Source organism: Pseudomonas sp. BIGb0381 (assembly GCF_024809815.1).
Lineage (GTDB): Bacteria > Pseudomonadota > Gammaproteobacteria > Pseudomonadales > Pseudomonadaceae > Aquipseudomonas.
Map to the genome: position 1 here is coordinate 462,035 of NZ_JANUEN010000002.1, position 26,274 is coordinate 488,308.

Consider the following 26,274-nt stretch of genomic DNA (forward strand, 5'->3'; position numbering starts at 1 on the left):
CCATCCCTTTTGATTGAACGCTGCAAGGAGCTAGGACAATGAGCGATAACGTCTTCACCGGTTGCATCCCCGCGCTGATGACCCCGTGCACCGCCGCGCGCAAGCCGGACTTCGACGCGCTGGTCGCCAAGGGCCGCGAGCTGATAGATATCGGCATGAGCGCCGTGGTGTACTGCGGTTCCATGGGCGACTGGCCGTTGCTCACCGAAGCCGAACGCCAGGAAGGCGTGGCGCGCCTGGTGGCGGCCGGCGTGCCGACCATTGTCGGTACCGGTGCGGTGAACAGCCGCGAGGCGGTGGCCCACGCCGCCCACGCGGCCAAGGTCGGCGCCCATGGCTTGATGGTGATCCCACGCGTGCTGTCCCGTGGTGCTTCGGTCACCGCGCAAAAGGCGCATTTCTCGGCGATCCTCAAGGCCGCGCCCAACCTGCCGGCGGTGATCTACAACAGCCCCTACTACGGCTTTGCCACCCGCGCGGAGTTGTTCTTCGAACTGCGCCGCGAACACCCGAACCTGATCGGCTTCAAGGAGTTCGGTGGCGCTGCCGACCTGCGCTACGCCGCCGAGCACATCACCTCCCAGGACGACAGCGTGACCCTGATGGTCGGCGTCGATACTCAGGTGGTGCACGGTTTCGTCAACTGCAACGCCACGGGCGCGATCACCGGCGTCGGCAATGCCTTGCCCCGCGAAGTGCTGCACCTGGTGGCCCTGAGCAAGCAAGCCGCCAAGGGCGATGCCAAGGCCCGGCGCCTGGCCCGCGAGCTGGAAGCGGCGCTGGCGGTGTTGTCGTCCTTCGATGAAGGTTGCGACCTGGTGCTGTATTACAAGCACCTGATGGTACTCAACGGCGACCAGGGCTACGCCCTGCACTTCAACGAGACCGACGTGCTCAGCGATGCCCAGCGGCGTTACGCAGAAACCCAGTACGCGCTGTTTCGCCAGTGGTACGCCAACTGGTCGAGAGAGGCGTAGCTGATGCACGACCCTGACCCTGCAGATATCGCCGTAATCGGAGCCGGCATCATTGGCGTTGCCTGCGCCCTGCAGCTGGCGCGCCAGGGGCGGAAAGTGCTGGTGATCGACCAGCAGGCACCCGGCATGGGCGCCTCCTACGGCAATGCTGGGCACCTGGCGACCGAACAGGTGTTCCCGATCGCCGACCTGTCGATCCTCAAGCGCTTGCCCGCCATGCTCATGGACCCCATGGGCCCGCTGCGCCTGGACTGGAAATACCTGCCGCGCGCCCTGCCCTGGTTCATCCGCCTGCTGCTGAACCTGCGCCCGGCGAGTTACCAGCGCACGGTGGAGGGTATTCGCGCGCTCAATGAAGCGAGCCTCGGCGCCTGGCAGCGTTTGCTGGCAAGCATTCAACGCGGGCATCTGTTGCGTGAAGACGGCTCGCTGCTGGTGTTCGAACGTACAGACTCCCGCACCGCCATTGATGAGTTGCAACGCCGCATGCAGGCGCAAAACGTGCCGGTGGATTTCTGGTCGGGGGATGCCATACGCGAGGTTGCCCCGCAATTGAGCGCGCAGATCCAGGGCGGCCTGTTTTTCCCGGGTACAGGGCACTTCCTCGACCCTTACCGGTTGGTCTGCGAATTGGTGGATGCGGCCAACGCCAATGGCGTGCAGTTCCTCCAACGCCAGGTGCTGGATGCACGGGTTGAAGGCGACGGCGTCAGCGTGAGCACCGATCAAGGCACCTTTGCCGCCCGCCAGGTCCTGATCGCCTGTGGCGCCCACTCGGCCAGACTCACCGCCGCCCTGACCGGCAAAAAAGTCCCGCTGGACACCGAACGGGGCTATCACCTGATGCTGCCCCATGAACAGCAACGCCTGCCGTTTGCCGTCACGTCCCTGGAACGCAAGTTCATCATGACGCCGATGGCAGGCGGCCTGCGCCTGGCCGGCACGGTGGAATTCGCCGGCCTCGACCGCCCACCGAACATGGCACGCGCGTGGCAGTTGCATCGGTTGAGCCAGGGGCTGTTTCGTGAGGACCTGAGTGCAGAGGATGCGACACCGTGGATGGGTTTCAGACCGTCGCTGCCGGATTCGCTGCCGGTTATTGATCGGGTGTGTGACGGGAAGGTGCTGCTTGCGTTCGGGCATCAACATCTGGGGCTGACGCAGGCGGCGGTGACGGCGGAGATGGTGGGGCAATTGGCGTCGGGGGCGCCTGCGCTTTCAGGGTTGCCGGCGCTAGGGCCGTATCGACTGGGGAGGTTTTGAGAAGAACCGCCACGTCCAAGAACAGCAACTTGCACAAGCTATTTCAAACGCGTGCTTTTTGTGGTGAGCTCGACAACTCCCACATTTGATCTTCATGGTTTTGCAGACGGTGCTCGCTTCACTGAACGAGACTACCGGTCGAAGCTGCCAACAGGGCATCCGCCATGCCTTGGATTTCCTCGCGCATCCACAGCTTTTCCAACCAGCGGCCAGGAATCGCTTGGGCGCCATAATACGCACCGGCCAGTTGGCCGACGATGGCTGCGGTGGTGTCGGCGTCATCGCCCAAATTGGCCGCCATCAGCACTGCCGCCGCAAAGCTGTCGGTATGGTGGAAGCACCAGAGTGCGGCTTCAAGGGACGCCACGGCGTAGCCGGTGCCGACGATGTCGTCACGGGACTTCTCCAGGTAATTGCCCTGCGCAAGTGCGGCGACTTTGGCTGTCGCGAGGTCCATCTGCGCCAACTGCAATACCTGATCCTTTGAAACCCCCTCAAGCGCATTGCTGATTGCCTGGGCCAGCACCAGGCAGCACTCGATTGCTTCCTGAGCAGCGTGGGTGGTGCGCGAGCTTTCGGCGGCGTAATGGCGGATACGTTGAAGGTCCGGAAAGTAAAACAACACCACCGGGGCAAGGCGCATCATCGAGCCATTGCCGGCGGAATACGGATCCGTAGAACCTGAAAAGGGGTTTGCACTGTCTTGATACGCTGTGAGCGCTTTGCTAACGGTCAGGCCGATATCGAAGCAGTCGCCGGTGGAGCTCAAATAGCCCCATTTCCACCAATTCAGATAGCGGCCCATCTGATCTGCCGCGTCAAACCCCTCTTTGCGCAGCAGACTTTCGGCCAGGCACAGCGCCATTGAGGTGTCGTCGGTCCACTGGCCAGGCTTGAGGTTGAATGGCCCTCCTCCCACCATATCGGTGAGCGGTGTAAAGGTGCCACGGGGCATGAACTCGACCGTGGTACCGACTGCATCGCCGCAGGCCAAGCCCAGCAAACTGCCGCGATAACGATCCAAACGTGTAAGAGACATGGGTCCTCCTTGAAAAATCATGCCAGCGTGCATAGAGCGGCAGCCACTTTACTTGACCAACCGCTTCTCCTTGGAGGGGCGATATCCGAAATACGAGCTGTAGCACTTGCTGAAATGGCTCGGCGAGACAAACCCGCACGCCACCAGCACCTCCACCTGTGACAGTTCGGTGTGCTGCAACAGCCGGCGTGCTTCGGTGACGCGCAGCTCCATGTAGTAGCGCTGCGGCGTGGTGCCCAGTTGTTCCTTGAACAGGCGCTCCAGTTGGCGGCGCGAGCGGCCGGCATAGACAGCGAGTTGGTCGAGTTCCAGCGGCTCTTCGAGGTTGGCGTCCATCAGCTTGACCACTTCGCGCAGGGGCGCGCTGACGCTGACGTTTTCGGTGGGTTTGATCCGTCGATAACGCGATTCTTCGAAGGCCAGGATGTCTTCGATCCCTTCGACCAGGGCTTTGTCATGCAAGCTTTTGATCCAGTCCAGGGCCATGTGGAAGGCACCGGAGGGGCTCGACGCGGTGAGGCGGTCGCGGTCGATCACGTAGGGTTCGCTGGTAACGTGGGTGGCCTTGGACACTTCCGCCAGGGCCGGGCGGTGTTCGGGGTGGATGGCGCAGCGGTAGCCTTGCAGCAGGCCGGCGCGGCCGAGGAACCATGCGCCGTTCCACAACCCTGCGAGGCTCACGCCCTGCTCGGCGGCCGTACGCAGCAGCTGGATCAAGGGGTCGCCAGCCTTGAGTTCGGTGCGAAAGCCGCCGCAGATCACCAGCAGATCCAAGCCTTGCAGCGCCGGGGCATCGAGACGCGCATCCGGGCGGATCACCAGGCCCAGGTCGCTGATGACTTCGCCGTCATCACAACCGTAGGTGCGCGAAGCGAACAGATCAGGACGCAGCAGGTTGGCAGTGACCACGGTGTCGAGGGTCTGGGTGAAGGCAGGCAGGGAGAAGTGTTCGAGCAGCAGGAAGCCGACGCGGGTGACCGATGCCGGCTGGGAGGTTTCGTTGAGGTAGCGCAGGTTCTTGCCTTTCATGCCACCGCTGAACTGACGTCTTTCCATCGAGGGTTGGCCCAGTTTTATTGTTGATGCAATGGGCGCCATCTTAGGGGGAAAAGCCGTGGTTGTCCCAGGCACTGATCTTGAAAAAATCGCAGCCCCCCAAAGCCCGTAGCAGAACAGTCGCAAGCGCATCTGATACGGTTTTTTCTTTGCTATCTGCGCCTGTATTGAAATGCCGCCTGGGCGGACAATAGCCCACATCCCCACCCCCTTCCCTTCGGAGGCCGTATGACCAAGATGGCGATTTTCCTGTTCGGTTTTTTAGTGCTGACCATCGGCATCGGCCTGCTGGCGACCATCTCGCCGGTCTGACGCCTAGCCGGCAAACAACATCGGGTACAGCGACAGCACCAACAGCCCGGCCATTGACCAATTGAACAGTCTCAACCAGCGCGGCTCGCGCAGCACATTACGCAAGCCGCTGCCACATCCGACCCACACGCACACGCTGGGCAGGTTGACCACGGCAAAGACCAGCGCAATCACCAGCACGTTGGTGACATAGCCCTCAGCGGGCGTATAGGTGGTGATGGCCCCCAGCGCCATGATCCACGCCTTGGGGTTCACCCACTGAAACGCCGCCGCGCCGAGGAAGGTCATGGGCTTGCCGTGTTCATCATTACTATCGGACATGCCGCCCGCCGTGGCGATCTTCCAGGCCAGGTACAGCAAGTACGCCGCGCCCACGTAGCGCAACACCGTGTAGGCCCACGGGAACACCTTGAACACTTCGCCCAGGCCCAGGCCCACCGAAATCACCAACAGCATGAAGCCGATACTGATCCCCAGCGCATGGGGCATCGAGCGGCGAAACCCGAAGTTCACCCCCGAAGCGAGCAACATGGTGTTATTCGGACCCGGGGTGATCGAGGACACGAAGGCGAACAGCACAAAGGCTGAGAGCAGGCTGGTAGACATGACCATGGTGCGGCATCCGAGCGGTGTGATATGCCTGTGACAGTAGTGGGTTATGCCCCTCGGCGCCCCGTACAGCCAGGCACGGATCGAGGCATACACTTCAGGCGCAAATAATTCAGGCGCTTTCACAAACCTTTCACAGACGCCCCCTTATGGTGAATCCAGCTCCTAATGAACATCCCTTTTAGCCCGTGCTCCCCATCGCGGGCTTTTCTTTGCCTGGGATTTAAGCCGGGCAAAAAAAGAGGCAGGCCATTGTTCATGGCCTGCCTCTCGTTGACTAACTATTAACGCGGACCGCCGCCAGGGCCGCCGCCTTGACCATGCCCCCCACCGCCATGGCCACCACCCCCGCCACCGCCCGGCGGCATGAATATCCAGCAGCCCGACAAGGTCGACAACAGCGCGACAACAACAGCCGCCTTGGTTAGGTAATTCAACTTCATGACAACGCTCTCTGCTTTACAAGGTTGGGTGTACGTAAAGTAAGACCGCCGCAACTGAAGTCCGTCACGGGTTTCGTGTAACGTCTTGGTAGGGTTTGTGTAGGGGTGGATACACGTCAATTCATTGATGCGAGTTAATCCGGAGTGACGGAAATGAAGGAGTTGATACAGGGCCTCGACGGACCGAGAACTGCCCAGCAGGAATTGTTTTACGACCTGGAAGATGCAGCGGCGGTCATCGGCTGGTCCGTGGTTGAGCTGACAGCCCTGGCAAACAGCAGCAGGACGCCGAGTGAAGCGGTGGCGTTGATGAAGGTCTGTACGTTGCTGACAACTCAGCAGGAGAAACTGGCCAAGTACGCGGGTGAAGTGAAGGAGCAGCGCATCAGCAGGTCCGAGACTGAGTGCTGAAAATTGAGGTCAGTGCGGTCAAGAATGGGGGCCTCGAGTCGGAATCGTAGTCGGCCCCCAATTCTTTACGTCGGTGAATAGCGCGAGCCAGCTGCAGCCGACTGGCTCGAACAGGTCGTTCGACAGCAGATTTACGTTGAGCGGCTATCGCCAGGACTATGTTGTTTTTTTACGCCCGTCCCCGTCTTTCGCTCGTATTGATAATGAAAAAACCAAACGACCAAAAGCAGCATCGCCAGACCAAAAACGAATAGCATCAGCTCTATCGCGGGACCTTCGTGTGAAAACATTTTCGTTCCTCATCCTGAAGTAGCGTGACCCGAAAACGGTCACAACCGAAACTGTTCGTAACAATACGAACAGTTTCAGGGTAGTCGCCAACACAGGCCGTGACAACCTTAAAAGCCGCCTAACCCTTGATCTAGACACGTCACTCGTCGAAAAACCCTGCGAGCTCGTTAAGGGACACGGCACATCGTTCTATTCAAAGAGAAGGAAATGGCGCCTGCACGGGCTGCCTATCGCACGTTCAGGCAAGAACAACTGCCTATGTCAGACCCTAAAGCGCGCCACCAGGTGATTCAACTCAATTGCCAGGTTGGAATGCTGGTGAGGTTTTGGTCGGCCTCACGGGCCACCTGCGCCTGTTCTTGGGAGGCGGTGGCGATCAAAAGCCGCCAGTCGCGAACAACAGCAGTCGGCCAGAAGCGGGCCCGCACCGAACACCCCTCACGCGTGGCGCTTATACGTCAGGTAATCATGGGCACCGGTACCGGTGCATAAAAACCCCGCCTTCTCGTACATCCTCTTCGCGGGGTTATCAGGTCGCACACTCAACCGCAACTGCGTGAATCCGTGCCGTGCCGCGTCCAGTGCATAGGCTTCCAAGAGGGCCATTCCCACCCCGTTACGTCGATGTTCTGGACTTACATGGATAGTGCAAAGTTCTGCGTAACTCTGCTCAGGTATCCAGAGTGAGTAACCTGCGAAGGCATTACCCATGAACGCGACGTTCAGACGGTCAAAATTCTCTACCCAACGCGTCAGGTGCCGTTCCAGTTGGGCTCGCCACGATGCTTCATGCTCGGGCTCCCAACAGCGGATATAGCTCTCCTCGCCTCTGTAGATGGCCGGAAGATCGGTAACACGTGCTTGTCTGAGTTGTAGTGCCATTCCATTAGCCTTTGATGACGTGAAGGTATGGCCTGCCTGACATTTCGCAAAGCCTGACGATGGGTCGCGATCCGGGTGCAGCGCGAGGTTACAGGTGGCTAACAGCCGGTCATGAAAGGCTGCTTCTGGCCCAGGCTGTGTAAAAACGCAGACACTGTTTTGAAGCCTGCGTCGCTACGTAAAACTTGCCAATGATTGGTGTATCAGCGGACCTGAAATTTGCGTAGGAACGCGATTTTCGTTTTGGTTCTGACTGTCAAACCTGCTCTAAACCGTTTTTACACAGCCTCGGCCATAAGTGGACGTTTGGAAACGCACGCTACCGGCCCATTAGCGGGCGTTGTCACTGCACCAAGCGTATAAAAAATCTGGAAGACTCAGAGTGCTATTTTTCGAATCTCCTGGGCTTGTCGCATATAGTCTTCGTCTCTGCGTTTCAGGCATAACTTTAGGACTCGGAAACGTCCAAGACGAACACATCAACTAGCCCAGCTAGCTCAGGCGGGAGCGTCTCTTCGATGCTGGCCTTCAGTTCCGAAGCGGAGTTTAAGGTTGTATTTTTTGTTTGCGACCAGTTCATCGCCGCCGAACCAGATCACAAGATAAATTCCCTGCTGCTCTGCGTCGGGATGGATGGAATATCGGTCATACAATTGCGCAGATGCGGCTGTGTATAGTCCTTTATGTCACTGACCTTTTCGCAACTATCACCGTAGACCGAAGGCGGCCTTTTTTTATTTTTTTGTAATCAGATCAGCCTGTTAGCTGTTAAGTAAGTGCCATTCAAATCTGTCCCCCTTTCCCCTTTTCCTTCTTGTGTTATTTACCATTAAGCGCTGCCAGCAGTTTCCTCTCTAGAGCCTGAGCATATTCGACAGCGCGAGGCTCCACAGCAATAAGCTCTTTATCTCGCCTCAGAATATTCAATATTTTTTGCGTCAGCAGTAAATTTTTCGCCCAGACTGCCTCCGATAATTTTGAGGTTCCTTTTAGCAACTCGGCGTCATCCAGAAATCCTACCAGCACTTCCTTATCCAACTCGCGAACCACGATAGGCAATAATTCCGACGTATACATATCTTGCCTGACCGATCTGCAAAGGTCGCCGATATCGAGCTCAGTTATCGGAGTGTCCAGAATCGACCTGTGCCATGACTCAAGCGAAGACTCATCAGGATCAGGCTCAACTTCCCACTTAAACCCATTACTCTCATCTATTTGACGAAATGTCTTTTTCATATACCCGCACCATTTAGAGGTCAGAGATACGTTTTAAAGTATCTAAAGCTGCCTGTCGGGCCGCTTGCGCCTCTGGGCTAATTACATTCTTAAGCGTTTCGGCATGACTGGTAAGCCCTCTTAGCCATCCAAGCAGTTTCTCAGAGTGGCAGTATGCCTTCTCAATGCTGGGTAGTGATGTGCTTTCGAGCAGCCAGTGTCTGATCGCCGAGCTAATTGGCCTTCTCAACCGAGATTCCATCCTCACCTTTGAGCTCATTGGACCGTTTGGTGCCGTGGGCCGAGTGGCTGCTTCTGGCCCTTAGTAGACGCTCAGGCTCCTTAGCCTCGAGCACAATCCCACGTCCAATCGCGGAGAGGCATACCGATAACGGCGTCTTAAATTTCCCGAAAAAAAGTAGGGATGCGGAAGCGCATCCGAAAAATTGCGGAAGCGATGACCAAACCGCAGACAATAAAAAACCCCGTAGACGTTAATCTACGGGGTTTTTAAGAGTGGAGGCCGAGGTCGGAATCGAACCGGCGTAGGCGGATTTGCAATCCGCTGCATAACCATTTTGCTACTCGGCCTCAAACGATCAATGCCTTTGCTGCTGACATTCACCGCATAAAAACTTGAGTGGGCTATAGAACCCTGCCTCTACTCTAACTCATTGAATACATTGAAGTTTTTAATGCTTCGTTGCGTTCGATGGGCGCCATTATGTACTCATTTGCTTTTGCCTGCAACCCCTTGATTTCAAAAATATTTCGTATTGGCATCAAGGGGTTGCGTGCCTGCCCTACTCCTTGATGAGCTGCTGCTGGTACTGCGGGTCGGCCTTGATCTGGGCGTCGGTGAACGGCAGCGGGCGGAGTTTTTTCTGTGAGAACGCTTGGGTCTGGTCCTTGGCGTAGGGGGATGCCGGGTTGCTGGACAGGGAAAACGCGAGCACGCCTTGGGCGTGTGGGCCCTGGTCGTCGAAGGTGACGATCTGAAGGTAGCTGCTGCCGCTGACCACTTCACGCTTGCCGTCCGCCCGTGGCACGGTTTGCATGGCGTTGTAGACCCCCAGTTCCTGCGGGCCGCCGTGGATCGGGGTTTGGCCGCTGACCTGGATATCGCTCCACTTGCTATCGGCGCCAAGACCGAGCTTGGCGACGGCTGCGGTGGAGGCCAGCATGGCTTCGCGCAGGGCCTTGGCCACGGGTGCACGCTCGATGGCCAGGCCACGTGGGGTGGTGAGGGGCTGGGCCGGGTCGAACGCGACGCGCCAGGCATCGGGGATTTGCTGCAGGTGTTCGATCAGATTGATGAAGTGCACCAGGCCCAGGCCGCTGTCGAGGTTGGCGTGTCGGTCCCAGACGTTGAAGCTGGTGCAGAGCGGCTTCAGCGCAGCCGCGTCGGTGCCCAGGTGTTTGGCGCAGAATTCCAGCAGGTCGGGCATGACCTGACCGGCGAGGTAGACCTCGTTGTCCATGACCATGTTTTGCAGGTCGGTGACGCTGATCGGTTGCGTCTCCAGGGATTGCAGGCGTTGCAAGGCAACGCGTGCGCGCGGGCCGAGGCCGACGTGGTCCTGGCTGATCACCGGGGAGAAGCCGGTCAATGGTGCCTTGGGGTTGGCCAGCCACGCCGAATCGTTAGAGTGCTGCACGTAGTCGCTACGCTCCAGCTGCGGCAACTGGTCGGCGGGGAAGATGCCGGCCTGGGCGGCCCGCGGGTCGACGTCCCAGGCACAGGCACTGCGGGCGCCGTCGAGCATGATCATCTGCAGGCCGGCACGTGGGTCGCTGCATTGCGCCAGTTTGGCCGCGCTGACGTTGGGCACCACCGACAGGTTCATGTACAGGCTCTGGCCCTGGTCATCGGCGGCCAGGGTATTGACCCACGGGATGCCTTGCAGGGTGTGCACCGAGGTTTGCAGGTCCTTGAGGCTGGCCGCGCGGTTCATTGCGTACCACTGTTGCAGCACGCGGTCGTTGCCCAGGTTGGCATCGCGTAGGCTGAAGGCGTGGTGACTGTCCCAATCCAGCTTGCCGGGCCATTGCACCACGGGTCCGAACTGCGAGCTATAGACCGGATGGGTCACCGGTTTCACGCTGCCGTCCGCTTGCCTGACCTGCACCGTCACCGAGGTTTTTTCCAGGGGGATGGATTTTCCATCCAGCATATAGCGCGTGGAATCCTTGGGATCCAACGTCAGGCGATACAGGGTGAAATGCTTGGACGTGTCCACCGTGTGGGTCCATGCCACATGCTGGTTGAAGCCGATATTGATCACCGGCAGGCCGGGCAACGCGGCGCCCATCACATCCAGCTGGCCGGGAATGGTCAGGTGCATTTCATAAAAGCGCATGCCGCCCACCCACGGGAAATGAGGGTTGGCCAGCAACATGCCCCGACCATTGAACGAACGGTCGCGGCCCACCGCCACGGCATTGCTGCCACGATCGAGGCTGAAGCGCTGTTGATTGGCGGCGGCCAGTTCAAACGCCTTGGCGCTGGGCTGCACACTCGCCGTTGCCTGAGGCGGCTTGGCGCCGACCAGGGCTTCGGCGAATTGGCCGACACCGCCCTCCACCAATAGCCTGCGGGTCAATTTCACCAGGTCCTCAACCATCAGCGGCCGCACCCTGGCGGCCTGGCACTGGGCTGGCGTGCCGTGCTCTCTCAGGTAGCGGTTGTAACCGGCCACGTAACCTTGCATGCGCTGTTGGATCTGCGGGCTCTGCGCCTTCCAGAAAGCAGCCACTGCATCCGGTGTGTTCAGCCAGGTGAAAAACACATCGCTGGCCAGGTTGTTGCGCTCTTCCAGGGTCGACTGTTCAGGGCCGAAGTACCTGGCTCGCTCGCCGTTCACGGTAACGACTTCATTGGCCAGCAGGCACAGATTGTCCTGGGCATACGCGTAACCGATGCCGAAACCCAGGCCGCGCTCATCGTGGGCGCGAATGTGCGGCACGCCGAAGCTGGTGCGCCGGATATCCGCCGAGGCCTGCATCATCGACTCCCGTGCTGTTGCAGCCAGGCTCACCCCCAGCAACAGCCCTGCCACGCATACCCTGGACAACCCGTTGGAAATAATCACGCAGACTCCACAGTCAAATTGAACACCCTCATCGGGGGCAACTACCCCACCGTAAGGACGCAAATAACCGGGAAAAATTTAACCCTGACGCGGGTTTATTCAAGGCGCTGCAGATGTGACAAAACCGATACCGACAAATTTTCTACATCCTGCACTTCATGATTTCGCTCGCTCGTTCGTCTTATTGACTAAGAGCGCCATCATTTTCCTGATCAGGCTCTGATAAGGAGTTTTTGCATGTACAACCCGCAAGTGCCCACGGACGGACATTCATCCGCAGTCGATGCTCAATTTGGCAACGGCGCACAACCGTTCAGGAAAACGCCCGAACAGCAAGGCAACCAGCGTATTCGCCATTTGCTCAAGTGTTTCGGTCTGCGCACCAGCCTGATTCGGCTGAAGGTCATCGACGCCTTGCTCACCGCCGCCGACAACCAGCGCACCCTGGGCGTGCGCGGCGTGCACAGCCATTTACTGGAGCTGGGTATCCCGTTGTCGTTCCTGAGTGTGCGCGAGGTGCTCAAGCGCCTGTGCAGCGAGGGTGTGATCACCCTCAACGCCGATAAAAGCTACAGCCTCCATGAAGAGGCTGCGAAGGTACTCGACGCTCGAAGCTGAGGTAGACCTTAAAGCTTGACCTTGCGGCGCATGATGCCGTTGATCACCACTACGACCACTGCGACGGCAATGGCGATGGTCTGGAACGTCTTCTCACTGATAAACCCGATGTTCTGCAGGTAGGACAGGCCAAACATCGTCGCCAGTACGGCCAGGGCGATCAGAATCGAGTATTTCAAGCGTTGCTTTTGGGTCATGACGGGTTCCTGAACCGGAAGAGTTATCCACTGTGTAGCGCCGAACAGGCCAGGCACATACCCGGGCGACGGGATGCACCGAGGTCGACAGGGGCTTATGTTACAGGTGATGAAAAACTTTGGCTCGTCCGGCGTGCCGCTCACTCCGACGGCAGTGGGCCGCTGGGCTTGCACGATAGATGGACGAGTGCATTGAAACACTCGCGCGAGCATCTACATCCTACCTTACACACTGCATGCCTTCGAGAAGGAACCCCGGCGGGTGTTTTCCGCACCCAAAAGGGGCGTCTGGGGAACAGGGAACCTCCTAATAACAGGCGCCTTTGTTGATATGTCAAAAAAGGTACCCACCCATGCAGACTCCCTCTTCCGTATCCATCCACCCGCCTCACTCTTTTCTGCCCTCCCCCCAAAATGATAGCCAAAGCCAGCCAGCGCCCGACCAGTCGTCCACCGCCCCACAACCCGCCACGCCCCTGCATTTACACCGCCACAAGCGTGTTGCCAATGCCGGTTTGGAGCAGGCGCAGGCAGACAAGCACAACCTGCGGACCCTGGGGCAAACACTCAACGAAACCGCCAAACGCCTGGGCGCGGACGCAACGCCCCAGGCCATCCTGGGCGCGCTGAAAACGACGACCATCGATATTCATCCCGAGTCCTCCTCGTCCGAAGCCGGTGCCACCGTCACGCTTGAGGCTTACATCAGGTCGTCCGGCTTGAGCGTACCCACCAGCCACTTTGCCCTGACCGCCCTGGCGGACGCGGTGCTCAACAGAGCCCAGGAACACCCTCTGGGCAATTTTGGCGGCGCGCTGTCCTGGCCACTACCGTTGGGGGCCGCTGGGCAACGTTCGCTGGTGGACGCCGCCCGGCGCTATGCGACCCAGCATTCGAACCCACCACGGATGGGGGTAAGCCCGAGTGTGCTGGAGTACTTGAACAGCAACCAGCCACTTTCCGCCGAGGCCATCAAAGATCCGGCCAAGGCGCTGGAAACGCTCCTTGGCACGCCACGCGCGCAAGCGTTGGGCAAATTCTTGCAGACTCAGTTGAACGGTATTGCCACCGACTCCAGCGTGAACGACTACCTGTTGGCCACCATGCATCTGCTGCTGGATCCGTCATCCATTGCCGAGACCCAGCCGAACAAGGTTGCCGGCTTCGATCTGGCACAGCGAGATCACTGGGGCAAACCCGCTTCAGCGCTGTTGGGCAGCCTCAGCGCGCATTTGGATAACGAAGGCCACACCACGCCTGGAATGGCCAAGGTCGGCGCTTACCTGTTACTGGCGAGGAAAGCCCCCGAACTGCTGATCAAAGACATCCCTGCCAACGTGACCTATGGAAGTCCAACCTGGGTGAGCCTGTCCATCGCAGCGGCAACGATAGAAGCCCAGACACCGGGTAAAGTCCCCAATATGACCTTTGCCCAAGTCATGCTGGAAGCCGAAAATGCCGGCCTGCAAGACCTGGACGTGACCCAGCAGGCACAGACCGCCGCGCTGCGGATCTGGGGCGTCGTCAACGGCGTGCTCTCTGAAGATGAAGCCGCTCGGTACAACACCAGCGACATTGAAAAGGTCAGAGGCGCCTTCAACCTGCAGGCCGATGCGCGGGTAAATGCCAGCGACCAGATCGAAGCCAAAATCCCCAGTCGCAGGGAAATCGCCCTGGCCAAGCTGAAAGAAAGGTTTGGCGAGAACGTGCCTTTTGAAGAGAAACTCCTGACCGTAAAGAGCACCACACAGCCCTACGTCCAACCGCTCTATGACCCCAATCGGGCGCCCGCCGGCCCACACTCGTTGCTGGATATCGCGATGAGCGGGCTGCATCAGTATGAGTGGGAATCCACAGACGATCGGATCATCGATGCCACACGAGGCAAGTCCCTGCAATTCGACGTAAACCAAGTGTTCGACGCAGAACTCACCCAGGCCATGACCACTCGGAAAAAAGGCATCGCCACGGCCGTCAAGCAAATGATCAGTCAGCTTCCGCTCAAAGACCGGGAGAATCTGGAATATGGGAAACTTGAGTTCTATCAAAACCATACCTACACCCTGGGTATGGGCTTTACCGACCGAACCCTGACGGAAAAAAATCACAGGTTATTGATCAAGTCCACGGGGGTGAATAGCCAAACGGTTTATGAAGTGGATTTAAAGCAAGGCACTGTTAAACCCGTTCCCGACACCGTATTGACCCAAGAGCGCGAGCGCAACGCCAACCGGGTCTACCCCATAGAGGCGTTCCCCCCCAAAGGTATGGCTGAAACGGTGTTTGAACACAGCCAGAAAGCCCAAAACCCACTGCCCGTTCCCAACAGTTTCTCCAGTACCCGGACGCAGGCCCTCACTGACGTGTTTATCCAACACTTGGATATCGATAACGAAGATGTGATCAAGGAGGCCAAGGGAGCGACCACCTTCGACCGGCAAATGGAAACCCAGTCGAAACTCGCCAATTTCTTCCTTGACCTGATTCCGTTCAAATCGGCGATCCAGAACTTTGTCGAGGGCAACTACCTGGATGGCGCCGTCGACCTGGGCATGGATATCTTCGGCTTTGTCACTGCCGGTGTGGGCACGGCCGCGAAAGTGGCCAAAGTCGGCGCCAAGGCGGTCAGCGCGACGACCAAGGCCCTCAAGATCGCCAGAATCCTCGGCACCACCCTTATCGGCGAACTCAATCCTGTCAGTGGGGTGGGCAATCTCATCGAGGGTAGCGTCAAGATGATCGGCAAGGGCGTGGACAAGATCAAGGCCACCAGTGGCACGTTAATCCAGGCTGTCAGCCGCGAGCATGGACCCATCACACGCGGCACGTTCAAGATCGCGGACCAGACCTATGAGGCCGACACGATCCTCTCTAATGGACAACGGTATGCCTACGACGCGGCCAAGATGAAACCCTACGGGACGCCCCTGAACGATTTCAACCCGCTTGACACACTGTCACCCAGGTCGCCATTGACGCACTCACCCAGGCAGCGTCATGGGCAGAGATTCAACCCCATTGACAGCAGCGGCCGGTCGCTACGTGTTCGAAAACCATTGCCCGAGGGCGACTATGTCGAAAGCATGCGGGGGAAACTGGAGGCGGACCATTTCAAACCGGATACCAAGCTGGCAACGATGAACAAATTCAAACAGGAAATGGACGATTACTACGATGCGCTGAAGCATTCGGGGCTTCCGGCACGCCCAACCCTGCCACTGATGCCGAAAGAGGTGTCTGTACCCGAGCTGATTGAAGAGGCCTATAAAGCCTCGGACGGCGTGGTGTTTGGGGAAAGCCATAAACAGATGGCGAGTTTCCGGACAATTTTCGAAAACGTCGAAACGTTAAAAACCCAAGGCGTCAAAAAATTCTATTTCGAAGGCTTGATCGATATGCCCCACGGGCTTGTGGATGACGGCATTGGCATCATCGGGCAAACCAAAACCCCTCGCACTAACCCGACCTTTGAAGAGCTGAAAAAAAAGCTCAGTGACAACGGCATAGAAGTCTTGCCGCTCGACCACTATTACCTCACACGGCATAAGGACCTTCACGACGCGCGCGTGCCAACCACCACAGGCGCCGGCTCTGAAAAACGACTCAGAGAGTTCAACTACTATGCCGCAGAAACCATCCAGGCAAATTCCGGCACTGAAAAATGGGCGGCGTTGGTGGGGCATTCACACATGAATACCTCCGAAGGCGTCCCCGGCCTGGCTGAGTTGACTGGTGGCATCGGCGTTGGTGTCTACACCCATCCAAAATACTCAGCCCCTACGGGCATGAGGCTGAGGAACCATGCGACAGACCCTGCCAAACCGGTAAATGCTGGAGGCGTTCCGGGGGATCTACAGATATACCGGACGCAGTAGGTTTCCCCCACGCGAAAACCATAGCCCAGGGCCAGACCCCCAATGGCCCCGAGCATTTCGCATGGCACCAGCACGCCCGACAACATCCCGATGGCCAGCCGCACGCCGGTCAGCACGTGGCCCAGGCCTAGCGTTGCAAACCGGTGCCTGGCTGGCTGCACAGCTCAACCAGCCAATCCACAAACACCCTCACCCGCTGCGACAACTGGCGATGCGGCGGATACAGCGCCGTCAGTGCCATTTTCGGCACCGGCAATTGCGCCAGCACGGGCACCAGGCTGCCTTGGGCCAGTTGCCGCATCGCGTGATAGTGCGGCGCCTGAATCAGGCCGTAGCCGGCTTCGCACGCGGCGAAATAGCCGTCGGAGCTGTTGACCGCCACGCGCTTGGGCAAATGGATCGGGCGCACGGCGTTGTCGACCAGAAACTCCAGGCCGAACCGCTTGCCGCTGGCCGTGGAGACATACTCGACCATCTGGTGATTGGCCAGATCCTCAAGGGACGCGGGTACGCCCATGCGTTCCAGATACCCGGGGCTCGCCAAGGTCAACTGGTCCATCATTGCCAAAGGCCTGGCTACCAGCGACTCATCCAGGGCCAGGCCGCCACGCAGCACACAATCGACACCTTCGCGGATCAGGTCCACCGGGCGGTCGTTCAGGCCTATGTCCAATTCGATCTGCGGATAGCGCGCGGTGAACGCCGGCAACGCGGGAATCACAATCAAGCGCCCGATGCCCGAAGGCATGTCCACACTCAAGGTGCCGCGCGGGTTCTGGCGGCGAGTGGAGAACACCGCCTCGGTTTCTTCCAGGTCGGTGAGCAACTGTACGCAGCGCTGGTAATACGCGGCGCCATCCAGGGTCGGGCTCACCTGGCGCGTGGTGCGTTGCAGCAACTGCACGCCCAGGTGCGCTTCCAATTGCTTGATCAGGATAGTCACCGAAGCGCGCGGCAGTTGCAGGCTGTCGGCGGCCTTGGCAAACCCGCCCAGTTCAACAATTCGGGTAAATACGCGCATCGCGTTGAAACGGTCCACGGGCGACTCCTTACGCGGATTATTTAGATATTACGAATAGTGATAGTGCTTTTAGCCGGTTTATCCCAATTTTGTCGAGAGTAACAATGGAGCCCTTCCCCACTCAGGAGCTGAACCCATGCACACTCGTCAACTCGGAAAAAACGGCCCACGGGTCTCTGCCATCGGCCTCGGCTGCATGGGCATGACCGACTTCTACACCCCCGGCACCGACACCACGGAGGCAACCGCCACCCTGCATCGCGCCTTGGAGTTGGGCGTCAACTTTCTCGATACCGCGGATATGTACGGCCCCCATACCAATGAGCAACTGATCGGCAAAGCCATTGCCGGTAAACGTGACCAGGTGTTCCTGGCGAGCAAGTTCGGCATCGTGCGTGACCCAACCAACCCGGCGTTGCGTGGGGTAAACGGGCGCCCCGAGTACATTCGCGATGCCATCAACGGCACCTTGCAGCGCCTGGGGGTGGACACCCTGGATCTCTACTACCAGCACCGTATCGACCCACAGGTGGCCATCGAAGAAACCGTCGGTGCCATGGCCGAACTGGTGCAGCAAGGCAAGGTGCGTTACCTGGGGCTGAGCGAGGCATCCGCCGCCACGCTGGAACGCGCCCATAACGTGCACCCGATCAGCGCCCTGCAGAGCGAATATTCCCTGTGGAGCCGCGACCAGGAAAGCAACGGCTGCCTCGCGGCCTGCCAACGCCTGGGGATTGCGTTTGTGCCTTACAGCCCACTGGGCCGAGGATTCCTGACCGGCGCCCTGAAAAGCCCGGATGACTTCGATGCCGATGACTACCGCCGCACCAACCCGCGCTTCCAGGGCGAAAATTTCGCGAAGAACCTGGCGTTGGTGAAGCAGGTTCAAACCCTCGCGGCAGACAAAGGCGTAACCGCCGGGCAACTGGCATTGGCGTGGGTATTGGCACAAGGCGACTTCATCATTCCGATCCCCGGCACCAAGCAACGCAAGTACCTGGAGGAGAACGTCGCGGCCGTATCGCTCGACCTCAGCTCGACCGAGCGGGCGGCACTCAATGCGATCTTTCCCGCAGAGGCAACCGCCGGCCTGCGCTATCCCGCAGACGTGATGGCCATGCTGGATATCTGACGGCCAAGCTCACAGGGGGCACCTGGATTGCGGTGCCCCAACGACGAAACCTGGTGCACTAAATCTGCCCCGAGCGCCTGGAACGTTTGCGGTCGGAACTCCACGTAATAGCAACCCTGATGCGAAGTCAGGCTTCTATTACGCGTCGACCCAAAAGGACATGCCCATGTTATCTGCGCTTGCGCACTCCTTGACCTCCCAACTAAACGCCCAGCTACCCACGCCTCTCGATAAGACAGACGCCTCGCCCTACACGCCCCCGACCGACCTGACGCCAGGCATCATTAACCGCAGGACGCACCTGCTGTTCGCCGAAGGTGACATCAAAATCAGCAGGATCGTCGACTGGGACGCAAGTGACCCCGCAAAACCGGAGATCCTGAATAATTATCTGCAAGTGGAAACCGGTGATCGCGCTGACCATCTCCATGTGCGCAGTTGGCCGGGCGACAAGCTGCAAATACTGATCAACGGCAAGCCCCACGTAATTGATATCAAAGTAGAAAGAGACCGCAATCAAGAACTGTGGATCGACACCACTGGCGGTGACGACACAGTCATCATCGACGATGACGTCAACCTTCGTGTGACCGTTGAAGGCGGTGATGGCCATGACTTCATCCAGGCGGGAGGTGGCCGCAGCAGGCTCTACGGCGGGCTTGGCAACGATACCTTGCGCCTGGGCAGCGGCCTCGGTTATGCCGAGGGCAACGACGGCAACGACACGCTTATCGGTGGCAGCGGCAATACTGTCATGTACGGAAATAAAGGCAGTGACTTGCTTCTCGCGGGCTTTGGCCCTACTCATAAACAGAGTTATCTGGACGGCGGGGATGACGGCGACGTACTGGTCTCAGGCAGCGGACATACCGTTGCACATGGCGGCAATCAGAATGACGTGTTGATCGGCAACCACTTCGGTCGCACCACGTTTTACACCGGCAAAGGCAATAACGAGATCTGGAATAACCAGCGGCACGACCGTATTTACGCCAGCGCCAACGATCGGTTTGACCGTACGACAGGCTCTGCCTTTACCGAGGTGAAACCGAGCAATGTCGGCGAGCAGGGGTTTACGGCAGAAGGAGTAACAGGTGCCTCTGAGGAGCAGCAGCAGGCATTCAGACAACGCGTTGCCGACGATTTCGAATTTCTACGCAGCTCACCCATCGGCCAACAGGCCCTCACCAAAATGGATGAACTCGCAGTGACGAATGGTGGGAAGGTCACTGTTCGGCAAGAGGGTAATGCCAATACTTCCTACCTGTTTGACGCCTCGCAAGAGCACGAAGAATCATATGTTGAAGAAGCAAGCTCGACAGCGGATGACGTGCCAGAAGACACTGGGGTTCCCGCGAGTTACTTCATCGAGAATGGCGTTGCAGGTGATGCGCGGGCTGATCTCGCCACGATCACTTATGACCCGGCGGCCACCAGGGAGCGCGCTGATGGTAAACACACGTGGGTTCCCGTAACCCAACTCTTCCATGAGATTGGCCACGCGTACAACGGCGCTACCGGAACCTTCCTGGATGGTGTAACCACCGAGCATCTGCACCCGGGCAAAGAGTTGCAGGTCAACAATTTTGAGCGCCAAGTTGTTGGTTTACCTAACGACGCCGACCCCTTCGACTTCGATAACGACCCCTCGACAGCACCGGGCACAATCAATCCGAAACCGTTCACCGAGAACGCCTTGAGCGAAGAGATGGGCAAGCCATTGAGGCGTTTTGTCACTCTTGAGACCAGCGAACAAGGCGACGGTACCTAGTAGAACGCTTATAGATCAGCCTATATAGCGAGGAAAGCCGTCAACCTCGCTGTATAGCCGTTCTTGAACTTCGCACCAGGATACCTAAAGCTCTTCCTCGCCAAGCCGATAGCCCTACGAAGCTCCAAAAAGCCGCGTCGATAATAAACGCTTCGTAAGGACGACCCCCATGCCCCCACTGCGCTCCATCCAAGCTCGCTATACCCTGTTTCTGGTGCTGTTCGTCCTGGTGCTATTCGTGTTGACCGTCGTCGGTATCGGCCAGTTGGTCGCGCCCACGCTGCGCCATACCGAAGAACAGGTGGTGCTCAACCGCATCAGTGAGGTGGCCGAACAGATCCAGGGCGAACTGAACAAGGTTCAGTCCCAGCAACGCACCATCACCCAAACCATCCCGCTGCTCGACAGCGATGCCATCGACAAGGTCCTGCCCGGCCTGGTCGACCAATATGGTGAGCTGAAGGTCTTCGGTGGGGGTATCTGGCCGCTGCCCAACCAGCGCACGCCGGGGCGCAATAAACACAGCACCTTCTGGCACCGTGATGCGGCGGGCAAGCTGGCAGTGAACACGTTCTGGAACAGCGACCCCGCCCCCAACTATTACGACCAGAGCTGGTACAAGGGCGGCCTCGCTTCGCCACGCGGCCAATGTGCCTGGGCCGCGGCATACAAGGACGACGCCAGCCAGGAGCCACGCACCAACTGCGCCATGGCGATCCAGCGTGACGGCGCGGCGTACGGCGTGGCCACCATCGACGTGACCCTGGGCTTCTTCAACGAACTGGTTGCGAGCAAGGAAAAGGACATCGGCGGGCAGATGCTGATCGTCGAAGGCGACGGCAAGATCATCAGCAACAGCACACGCCTGAGCAGTCCCGTGGTCCTGAAGAACATCAGTGAATTGACCGGCACCTCAGCCTTTGCCACCCAGGTCAGCAAAGCCCTCGCCCATCGCGACCAGGCCTTGCAGCGCAGCGAGTTCGACAACCAGGGCGTGGCCAGCACCTTCTACATGCGCCCCATCGAAGGCACACCGTGGTTCCTAGCGACCGCCCTGCCCACCTCGCTGATCACCGCCCAGCGCGATGACGTGCTCGGCAGCCTGGCCCTGCTGCAGATTCCCATGGTGTTGCTGCTGGTGCTGCTGGCGGTGTATGCGATCCGCCAACTGGTGCAGCGCATGAAAACCCTGAAGACCAACATCGACGCGCTGTCCACCGGCGATGCCGACCTGACGCGGCGCATCACCATCCGCGCCGAAGACGAACTGGGCGCCATCGGCCATTCGGTGAACCGCTTTATCGTCTACCTGCAAGACATGATCGGCGAAGTGACCCAGGCCACCGGGGCCATGTCATCGGGCCTTGAGCAATTGCAGCACACCTCGGCGCACACCAACAGCATCCTGGTGCGCCACGCCTCGGAGACCGACCAGACCGTCACCGCGATCACCGAAATGAGCTCCACCGCCGACACCGTGGCGCAAAACGCAGCGGAAACCGCCTCGTTCACCCAACGCGCCAACGAACATGCCGACCGCTCCCGCGTGGTGGTGGGTGAAGCGTCCACCAGTGTCAGCGCGCTGATCGGCGAAGTCGCCAGTGCCACCCACACCGTCGAGAACATGCGCCAGGACGCCGCGCGCATCACCGAAACCCTCGGCGTGATCGGCGCGATTGCCGGCCAGACCAACCTGCTGGCCCTCAACGCCGCGATTGAAGCCGCGCGGGCTGGCGAGCAAGGCCGTGGTTTTGCGGTGGTGGCAGACGAAGTCCGCGCACTGGCGGCGCGTACCCAGGCCAGCACCTCGCAGATCAATGAGATGCTCGCGCGCCTGACCACCGGTGTGAGTTCGTCGGTAGCGGCCATGGAAAACACCCAGGCCAGCTGCCAGTCGGCGGCGGATGCCACGGCGCGGGTGAACAGCGGCCTCGACGAGATGGCCGGTTCGGTCAGCCATATCAATAACCTCAGCACCCAGATCGCCACCGCTGCCGAGCAGCAAAGTGCGGTGACCGAAGAGATCAACCGCAGCATGGTGCATATCCGACATATGGTCGAAGAGCTGGTGCAAAGCGGGCATGCCACGGAAACCAATACGCAAAGCCTGCTGGACGCCAATGGCCGGGTGATTGCATTGATGAGCCGTTTCAAGGTGCGCTGATAAATGGCTGAAACACTCCCGTGCAATGTGCGGGAGTGGGACTATTCTGACAGTTCCAAGTGTTCAGCCCCGCCACACAGGAGGTGTGCCATGCGCGCTGCCGAGCAGTCGGTCCGATTGGAGCGGATCAGTCAGGAACGTTTTATCCAGGCCCCTATCGATGCCGTTTACGACTATGTGACCCAACCGGATCGCTGGCACGAATGGCACCCCACTTCCCTCGGTGCCGACACCGGCACCACCGGCCCACTCCACGCCGGTGCACGCTTTACCGAAATGATCGACTTGCTGGGCGTACGCGTGCCCATGAGCTACCGCGTGCAGATCGCCCGGCGTCCCGACGAGTTCAAGACGGTGTTCACCTCACTGGCGGTCGACGGCTCGATTCACTACTTTTTGCAGGCCTTTCGCGACGGCACCCTGTTCAAGCGCGTGCTGACCTATGAAACCGAATTGCAGTTGGCCAGCCTCCATGAACGGATGATCGAGCTGTCGGCGATTGCACTGGACCGTCTCAAGCAGCGGATGGAAAACGCGCACTCTGTATAATTTTGAAACATTACCGCGACGCCCTCTGCGAAAAAGCAGGGAGAATGCCCCGCCTACTGCCCGGTATTGGACGAGACCTCGATGAAAACCCCCTTGCGATTGGCCCTGCTTTCAGCGCTGCTCACCACCACCTTGGCCCAGGCCGCCGACCTGATCCCCATCGATGTGCACCGCGACGCCAATTGCGGCTGCTGCAAAAAGTGGATCAGCCATCTGGAAAGCAACGGCTTCAAGGTCAACGACCATGTCGAAGCCGACATGAGCGCCGTCAAGCGACGCCTCGGCGTGGCCCCGCGCCTGGGCTCGTGCCATACCGCCGTGATCGACGGCAAGTTCGTCGAAGGCCATGTGCCCGCCGAGCAGGTATTGGCCTTGCGCAAGCGCGACGACCTGCTGGGAATCGCCGCACCGGGCATGCCCATGGGTTCGCCCGGCATGGAAATGGAGGGTCATGCCGAGGCGTATCAAGTCATCGGCCTGACCCGCGACGGTCAGGATGTGGTGGTGGCGGACTACCCGGCGCACTGATCGGTGCCGGTGGGTTACCTGGGGCTGTTTCTCGCCGCATTCGGCGCGGCGACGTTACTGCCGCTGCAATCGGAGGCGGTGCTGGTCGGCCTGTTGATCAGCGGGCATTACAGCCTGTGGTTACTGCTGGGGATTGCCACCTTGGGCAATGTCCTCGGCTCGCTGGTCAATTGGTGGCTGGGACGCTGGGTGGAGCACTTCAAGCAGCGCCGCTGGTTTCCGGTCAGCGACAAGCAGTTGGAAAAAGCCCGCCACCATTACCAACGCTGGGGGCACTGGACGCTGCTGCTCAGTTGGGTGCCTGTCATAGGCGACCCGCTGACGTTAGTGGCCGGGGTGATGCGTGAGCCGTTGTGGCGGTTCCTGCTGCTGGTGACCCTGGCCAAGGGCCTGCGATACGCGGTACTCGCCGCTATCACCTTGCAGTGGGTGTTAATCCCCCGTTAATCCCCCGCAAACAGCATCCGAGCACCCTACTCGGAGCCCCGCCCATGCCTCTATCCCGTGCTTTTTGCATCGCCGGCCTGCTGACGGCCAGCATCGCCCCGGCGTTCGCCGCCAGCTATGGCCCTGAGCTGCAAGGCTTCCAATACCCCTATCCCCTCGAACATTTCCAATTCCAATCCCAGGGTAAATCCCTGCAAATGGGCTACATGGACGTGCCGGCCAAGGGGCAACCCAACGGTCGCAGCGTAGTGCTGATGCATGGCAAGAACTTTTGCGGCGCCACCTGGGAAAGCACGATCAAGGCCTTGAGCGACGCCGGTTACCGGGTGATTGCACCGGACCAGATCGGCTTCTGCAGTTCCAGCAAGCCCGACCACTACCAGTACAGCTTCCAGCAGTTGGCCCTCAACACCCACCAACTGCTGGAAAAACTCGGCATTCAGAAGGCCACGCTGCTCGGCCATTCCACCGGCGGCATGCTCGCCACCCGTTACGCGCTGATGTACCCCGAGCAGACCGAACAGCTCGGGCTGGTCAATCCCATTGGCCTGGAAGACTGGAAAGCCTTGGGCGTGCCCTCGCTCAGCGTCGACCAATGGTATGCGCGGGAGCAAAAAGTCAGCGCCGAGGGGATTCGCAAGTACCAGCTCAACACCTATTACGTCGGGCGCTGGAAGCCTGAGTACGAGCGTTGGGTAGACATGTATGCGGGCCTGAGCAATGGCCCCGGGCACACGCTGGTCGCATGGAACTCGGCGTTGATTTACGACATGATCTTCACCCAGCCGGTGTACTACGAGTTCAAGAACCTGCAGATGCCCACCCTACTGCTCATCGGTACTGCCGACACCACCGCCATCGGCAAAGACATTGCGCCGCCGGCGGTCAAGGCCAGGATCGGCAACTACGCGGTATTGGGCAAGCAAGTGGCCAAACTGATTCCCCACGCCACACTGGTGGAGTTTCCAGGCCTGGGCCATGCACCGCAGATGGAAGAGCCCGCGAAGTTTCACCAGGCGCTGTTGCAGGGGTTGAACGCCCTTTAATCCAACTTTTTCGAGGCACGCGTGCATGTCGGTACAGATCGCAGTCATTGATGATTGGCAGAATGTGGCCAGTGGCGTGGTGGATTGGTCGGTGCTGGAGGCCGTGGGGCAGGTGCATTTCCTGCACGATTACCCGGCAGATACCGCCACGATGATTGAGCGTTTGAAGGGGTTCACGGTTATTTGCGTCATGCGTGAACGCTCGACCTTCGACAGAGCCCTGCTGCAGGGTCTGCCCAACCTCAAGTTGCTGGTCACCGGCGGCATGCGCAATGCCGCCATAGACCTTGCCGCCGCCAAGGCCCTGGGCATCCAGGTGTGCGGCACCGACAGCTATAAGCAAGCGGCGCCGGAACTGACCTGGGCGCTGATCATGGCGTCTACGCGCAATCTGCTGGCCGAAGCCAGCTCACTGCGCGCGGGTGGCTGGCAGGTGGGCCTGGGCGGCGACCTGTATGGCAAGACCCTGGGGATTCTCGGGTTGGGCAGTATTGGCCAGAAGGTCGCGCAGTTCGCCCAAGTCTTCGGCATGCGCGTGATTGCCTGGAGCGAAAACCTCACGCCGGAGCGCGCGGCGCAAGCCGGGGTGACCTGGGTCAGCAAGCGCGAGCTGTTTGAGCAGGCCGACATTCTCACGATTCATTTGGTGCTCAGCGACCGCAGCCGTGACCTGGTCGACGCCGAGGCATTGAGCTGGATGAAACCGACGGCCCGGTTGGTGAATACCGCGCGCGGGCCGATTGTGGATGAACAGGCGCTGGTGCAGGCATTGACCGCTGGTCGCCTGGCAGGCGCGGCACTGGATGTGTACGCCGAAGAGCCGCTGCCGGTCGACCACCCGTTCCGCCACTTGCCCAACGTACTCGCCACGCCGCATGTGGGCTATGTAAGCGAGCAGAACTACCGGCAGTTCTATCAGCAGATGATTGAAGACATCCAGGCCTGGACCAAGGGCGCGCCCATTCGCGTGCTCGGCTGACGCACCATTACAGGGCAGCTGCGCTACTGTGGAGAGGGAGCTTGCTCCCGCTGGGGCGCGAAGCGGCGCTGAAATCCAGGGAGCGCTTCGCATTCCAGCGGGAGCAAGCTCCCTCGCCACAGGCCCACCGCCCCCCACAAAAATCTCGTCGCGTACAACTTCGCATATCGTTACAAGTTTTTTGTCCTACAAAATTCCCACATAAACCCTACAGGCTCTGGGATCTGTCCTAGACTGATGACCGATGGGTCCGTTCCAAAACAAAAACCCCGCAAAAAATCGAAACTTTCGAACTCTGCCGTAGGTCCAGTTTTAAGGTAAGGCGCGCGCATACGGTTCACAGCCCGATGCCCG

Annotated in this window: 22 protein-coding genes, 1 tRNA gene and 1 pseudogene; 13 read left to right on the forward strand and 11 right to left on the reverse strand. The window is 59.3% G+C overall.

Features of this window, described 5'->3' with window-relative positions; translation table 11 throughout:
• Positions 1-38 precede the first annotated feature (38 nt).
• Positions 39-977 (forward strand): dihydrodipicolinate synthase family protein, encoded by a 939-nt coding sequence (locus M2397_RS08460; RefSeq protein WP_145337766.1) that lies wholly within the window; start codon positions 39-41, stop codon positions 975-977.
• 3 nt (positions 978-980) lie between these two features.
• Positions 981-2,240, forward strand: coding sequence for an FAD-binding oxidoreductase (locus M2397_RS08465; protein ID WP_259242638.1), 1,260 nt, complete (start codon positions 981-983; stop codon positions 2,238-2,240).
• Between the two features lie 118 nt (positions 2,241-2,358).
• On the opposite strand, the gene M2397_RS08470 is transcribed toward M2397_RS08465, so the two are convergent.
• The 4 genes from M2397_RS08470 to M2397_RS08485 form a co-directional block, all read right to left on the reverse strand.
• Positions 2,359-3,279 (reverse strand): ADP-ribosylglycohydrolase family protein, encoded by a 921-nt coding sequence (locus M2397_RS08470; RefSeq protein ID WP_259242639.1) that lies wholly within the window; start codon positions 3,277-3,279, stop codon positions 2,359-2,361.
• Positions 3,280-3,327: 48 nt separating this feature from the next.
• Positions 3,328-4,335 carry a GlxA family transcriptional regulator gene (locus tag M2397_RS08475; RefSeq protein ID WP_131696167.1) on the reverse strand — a complete coding sequence of 336 codons (1,008 nt, stop codon included), beginning with the start codon at positions 4,333-4,335 and terminating at the stop codon, positions 3,328-3,330.
• A gap of 315 nt (positions 4,336-4,650) precedes the next feature.
• A complete protein-coding gene (locus tag M2397_RS08480) occupies positions 4,651-5,259 on the reverse strand; it encodes a LysE family translocator (RefSeq protein WP_259242640.1) in 609 nt (202 codons plus the stop codon).
• 281 nt (positions 5,260-5,540) lie between these two features.
• Complete coding sequence (locus M2397_RS08485) at positions 5,541-5,699, reverse strand: hypothetical protein (protein WP_167361111.1); 159 nt, start codon at positions 5,697-5,699, stop codon at positions 5,541-5,543.
• A gap of 153 nt (positions 5,700-5,852) precedes the next feature.
• On the opposite strand from M2397_RS08485, the gene M2397_RS08490 reads away from it, so the two are divergent.
• Entirely contained in the window at positions 5,853-6,110 is a 258-nt protein-coding gene (locus tag M2397_RS08490; RefSeq protein ID WP_131696165.1) for a hypothetical protein, read from the forward strand.
• 729 nt (positions 6,111-6,839) lie between these two features.
• Here the strand turns inward: M2397_RS08490 and M2397_RS08495 are convergent.
• The 4 genes from M2397_RS08495 to M2397_RS08510 all read right to left on the reverse strand — a co-directional run bounded on the left by M2397_RS08495 (position 6,840) and on the right by M2397_RS08510 (position 11,593).
• On the reverse strand, positions 6,840-7,283 hold the full coding sequence (locus M2397_RS08495; RefSeq protein ID WP_259242641.1) for a GNAT family N-acetyltransferase: 444 nt from the start codon (positions 7,281-7,283) through the stop codon (positions 6,840-6,842).
• A gap of 819 nt (positions 7,284-8,102) precedes the next feature.
• Entirely contained in the window at positions 8,103-8,522 is a 420-nt protein-coding gene (locus tag M2397_RS08500; protein ID WP_259242642.1) for a contact-dependent growth inhibition system immunity protein, read from the reverse strand.
• A gap of 496 nt (positions 8,523-9,018) precedes the next feature.
• A tRNA-Cys gene (locus M2397_RS08505) sits at positions 9,019-9,092 on the reverse strand.
• 212 nt (positions 9,093-9,304) lie between these two features.
• On the reverse strand, positions 9,305-11,593 hold the full coding sequence (locus M2397_RS08510) for an acylase (protein ID WP_259242643.1): 2,289 nt from the start codon (positions 11,591-11,593) through the stop codon (positions 9,305-9,307).
• Between the two features lie 237 nt (positions 11,594-11,830).
• Between M2397_RS08510 and M2397_RS08515 the strand changes: the two genes are divergently transcribed.
• Entirely contained in the window at positions 11,831-12,211 is a 381-nt protein-coding gene (locus tag M2397_RS08515; protein ID WP_145337761.1) for a fe2+ zn2+ uptake regulation protein, read from the forward strand.
• An 8-nt stretch (positions 12,212-12,219) separates the two neighbouring features.
• On the opposite strand, the gene M2397_RS08520 is transcribed toward M2397_RS08515, so the two are convergent.
• Positions 12,220-12,408, reverse strand: a complete 189-nt coding sequence (locus M2397_RS08520; RefSeq protein ID WP_027606724.1) for a hypothetical protein — start codon at positions 12,406-12,408, stop codon at positions 12,220-12,222.
• A gap of 353 nt (positions 12,409-12,761) precedes the next feature.
• On the opposite strand from M2397_RS08520, the gene M2397_RS08525 reads away from it, so the two are divergent.
• The gene (locus M2397_RS08525) at positions 12,762-16,283 is read left to right on the forward strand and encodes a membrane-targeted effector domain-containing toxin (RefSeq protein WP_259242644.1); all 3,522 of its coding nucleotides are present in this window, start codon (positions 12,762-12,764) and stop codon (positions 16,281-16,283) included.
• A 32-nt stretch (positions 16,284-16,315) separates the two neighbouring features.
• On the opposite strand, the pseudogene M2397_RS08530 reads toward M2397_RS08525, so the two are convergent.
• A pseudogene (locus tag M2397_RS08530) lies at positions 16,316-16,408 on the reverse strand (ABC transporter permease); the annotation flags it as partial.
• Positions 16,409-16,410: 2 nt separating this feature from the next.
• Entirely contained in the window at positions 16,411-17,322 is a 912-nt protein-coding gene (locus tag M2397_RS08535) for a LysR family transcriptional regulator (protein WP_131696161.1), read from the reverse strand.
• A 118-nt stretch (positions 17,323-17,440) separates the two neighbouring features.
• On the opposite strand from M2397_RS08535, the gene M2397_RS08540 reads away from it, so the two are divergent.
• The 8 genes from M2397_RS08540 to M2397_RS08580 all read left to right on the forward strand — a co-directional run bounded on the left by M2397_RS08540 (position 17,441) and on the right by M2397_RS08580 (position 25,920).
• Positions 17,441-18,436: an aldo/keto reductase gene (locus M2397_RS08540; protein ID WP_167656751.1), complete on the forward strand. Its 996-nt coding sequence runs from the start codon at positions 17,441-17,443 to the stop codon at positions 18,434-18,436.
• 166 nt (positions 18,437-18,602) lie between these two features.
• Complete coding sequence (locus M2397_RS30285; RefSeq protein ID WP_310521612.1) at positions 18,603-20,207, forward strand: M91 family zinc metallopeptidase; 1,605 nt, start codon at positions 18,603-18,605, stop codon at positions 20,205-20,207.
• 169 nt (positions 20,208-20,376) lie between these two features.
• Positions 20,377-22,371, forward strand: a complete 1,995-nt coding sequence (locus M2397_RS08555; RefSeq protein ID WP_131696159.1) for a methyl-accepting chemotaxis protein — start codon at positions 20,377-20,379, stop codon at positions 22,369-22,371.
• Positions 22,372-22,461: 90 nt separating this feature from the next.
• Positions 22,462-22,920 (forward strand): SRPBCC family protein, encoded by a 459-nt coding sequence (locus M2397_RS08560; protein ID WP_259242645.1) that lies wholly within the window; start codon positions 22,462-22,464, stop codon positions 22,918-22,920.
• 81 nt (positions 22,921-23,001) lie between these two features.
• Positions 23,002-23,448, forward strand: a complete 447-nt coding sequence (locus M2397_RS08565) for a DUF411 domain-containing protein (protein WP_145337757.1) — start codon at positions 23,002-23,004, stop codon at positions 23,446-23,448.
• 3 nt (positions 23,449-23,451) lie between these two features.
• Positions 23,452-23,895, forward strand: coding sequence for a YqaA family protein (locus M2397_RS08570; RefSeq protein WP_131696156.1), 444 nt, complete (start codon positions 23,452-23,454; stop codon positions 23,893-23,895).
• A 44-nt stretch (positions 23,896-23,939) separates the two neighbouring features.
• The gene (locus tag M2397_RS08575; RefSeq protein WP_145337755.1) at positions 23,940-24,941 is read left to right on the forward strand and encodes an alpha/beta fold hydrolase; all 1,002 of its coding nucleotides are present in this window, start codon (positions 23,940-23,942) and stop codon (positions 24,939-24,941) included.
• A 25-nt stretch (positions 24,942-24,966) separates the two neighbouring features.
• Positions 24,967-25,920 (forward strand): D-2-hydroxyacid dehydrogenase family protein, encoded by a 954-nt coding sequence (locus M2397_RS08580; protein ID WP_259242646.1) that lies wholly within the window; start codon positions 24,967-24,969, stop codon positions 25,918-25,920.
• The last annotated feature ends 354 nt before the right edge of the window (positions 25,921-26,274 follow it).

Excerpts from the sequence above, each read along its gene's own strand:
- M2397_RS08490 (WP_131696165.1), top strand. The coding sequence starts at position 5,853 with ATGAAGGAGTTGATACAGGGCCTCGACGGACCGAGAACTGCCCAGCAG.
- M2397_RS08555 (WP_131696159.1), top strand. The coding sequence starts at position 20,377 with ATGCCCCCACTGCGCTCCATCCAAGCTCGCTATACCCTGTTTCTGGTG.
- M2397_RS08475 (WP_131696167.1), bottom strand. The coding sequence starts at position 4,335 with ATGGAAAGACGTCAGTTCAGCGGTGGCATGAAAGGCAAGAACCTGCGC.
- M2397_RS08560 (WP_259242645.1), top strand. The coding sequence starts at position 22,462 with ATGCGCGCTGCCGAGCAGTCGGTCCGATTGGAGCGGATCAGTCAGGAA.
- M2397_RS08540 (WP_167656751.1), top strand. The coding sequence starts at position 17,441 with ATGCACACTCGTCAACTCGGAAAAAACGGCCCACGGGTCTCTGCCATC.
- M2397_RS08575 (WP_145337755.1), top strand. The coding sequence starts at position 23,940 with ATGCCTCTATCCCGTGCTTTTTGCATCGCCGGCCTGCTGACGGCCAGC.
- M2397_RS08480 (WP_259242640.1), bottom strand. The coding sequence starts at position 5,259 with ATGGTCATGTCTACCAGCCTGCTCTCAGCCTTTGTGCTGTTCGCCTTC.
- M2397_RS08495 (WP_259242641.1), bottom strand. The coding sequence starts at position 7,283 with ATGGCACTACAACTCAGACAAGCACGTGTTACCGATCTTCCGGCCATC.
- M2397_RS08500 (WP_259242642.1), bottom strand. The coding sequence starts at position 8,522 with ATGAAAAAGACATTTCGTCAAATAGATGAGAGTAATGGGTTTAAGTGG.
- M2397_RS08485 (WP_167361111.1), bottom strand. The coding sequence starts at position 5,699 with ATGAAGTTGAATTACCTAACCAAGGCGGCTGTTGTTGTCGCGCTGTTG.
- M2397_RS08470 (WP_259242639.1), bottom strand. The coding sequence starts at position 3,279 with ATGTCTCTTACACGTTTGGATCGTTATCGCGGCAGTTTGCTGGGCTTG.
- M2397_RS08460 (WP_145337766.1), top strand. The coding sequence starts at position 39 with ATGAGCGATAACGTCTTCACCGGTTGCATCCCCGCGCTGATGACCCCG.
- M2397_RS30285 (WP_310521612.1), top strand. The coding sequence starts at position 18,603 with ATGTTATCTGCGCTTGCGCACTCCTTGACCTCCCAACTAAACGCCCAG.
- M2397_RS08525 (WP_259242644.1), top strand. The coding sequence starts at position 12,762 with ATGCAGACTCCCTCTTCCGTATCCATCCACCCGCCTCACTCTTTTCTG.
- M2397_RS08515 (WP_145337761.1), top strand. The coding sequence starts at position 11,831 with ATGTACAACCCGCAAGTGCCCACGGACGGACATTCATCCGCAGTCGAT.
- M2397_RS08580 (WP_259242646.1), top strand. The coding sequence starts at position 24,967 with ATGTCGGTACAGATCGCAGTCATTGATGATTGGCAGAATGTGGCCAGT.
- M2397_RS08520 (WP_027606724.1), bottom strand. The coding sequence starts at position 12,408 with ATGACCCAAAAGCAACGCTTGAAATACTCGATTCTGATCGCCCTGGCC.
- M2397_RS08465 (WP_259242638.1), top strand. The coding sequence starts at position 981 with ATGCACGACCCTGACCCTGCAGATATCGCCGTAATCGGAGCCGGCATC.
- M2397_RS08565 (WP_145337757.1), top strand. The coding sequence starts at position 23,002 with ATGAAAACCCCCTTGCGATTGGCCCTGCTTTCAGCGCTGCTCACCACC.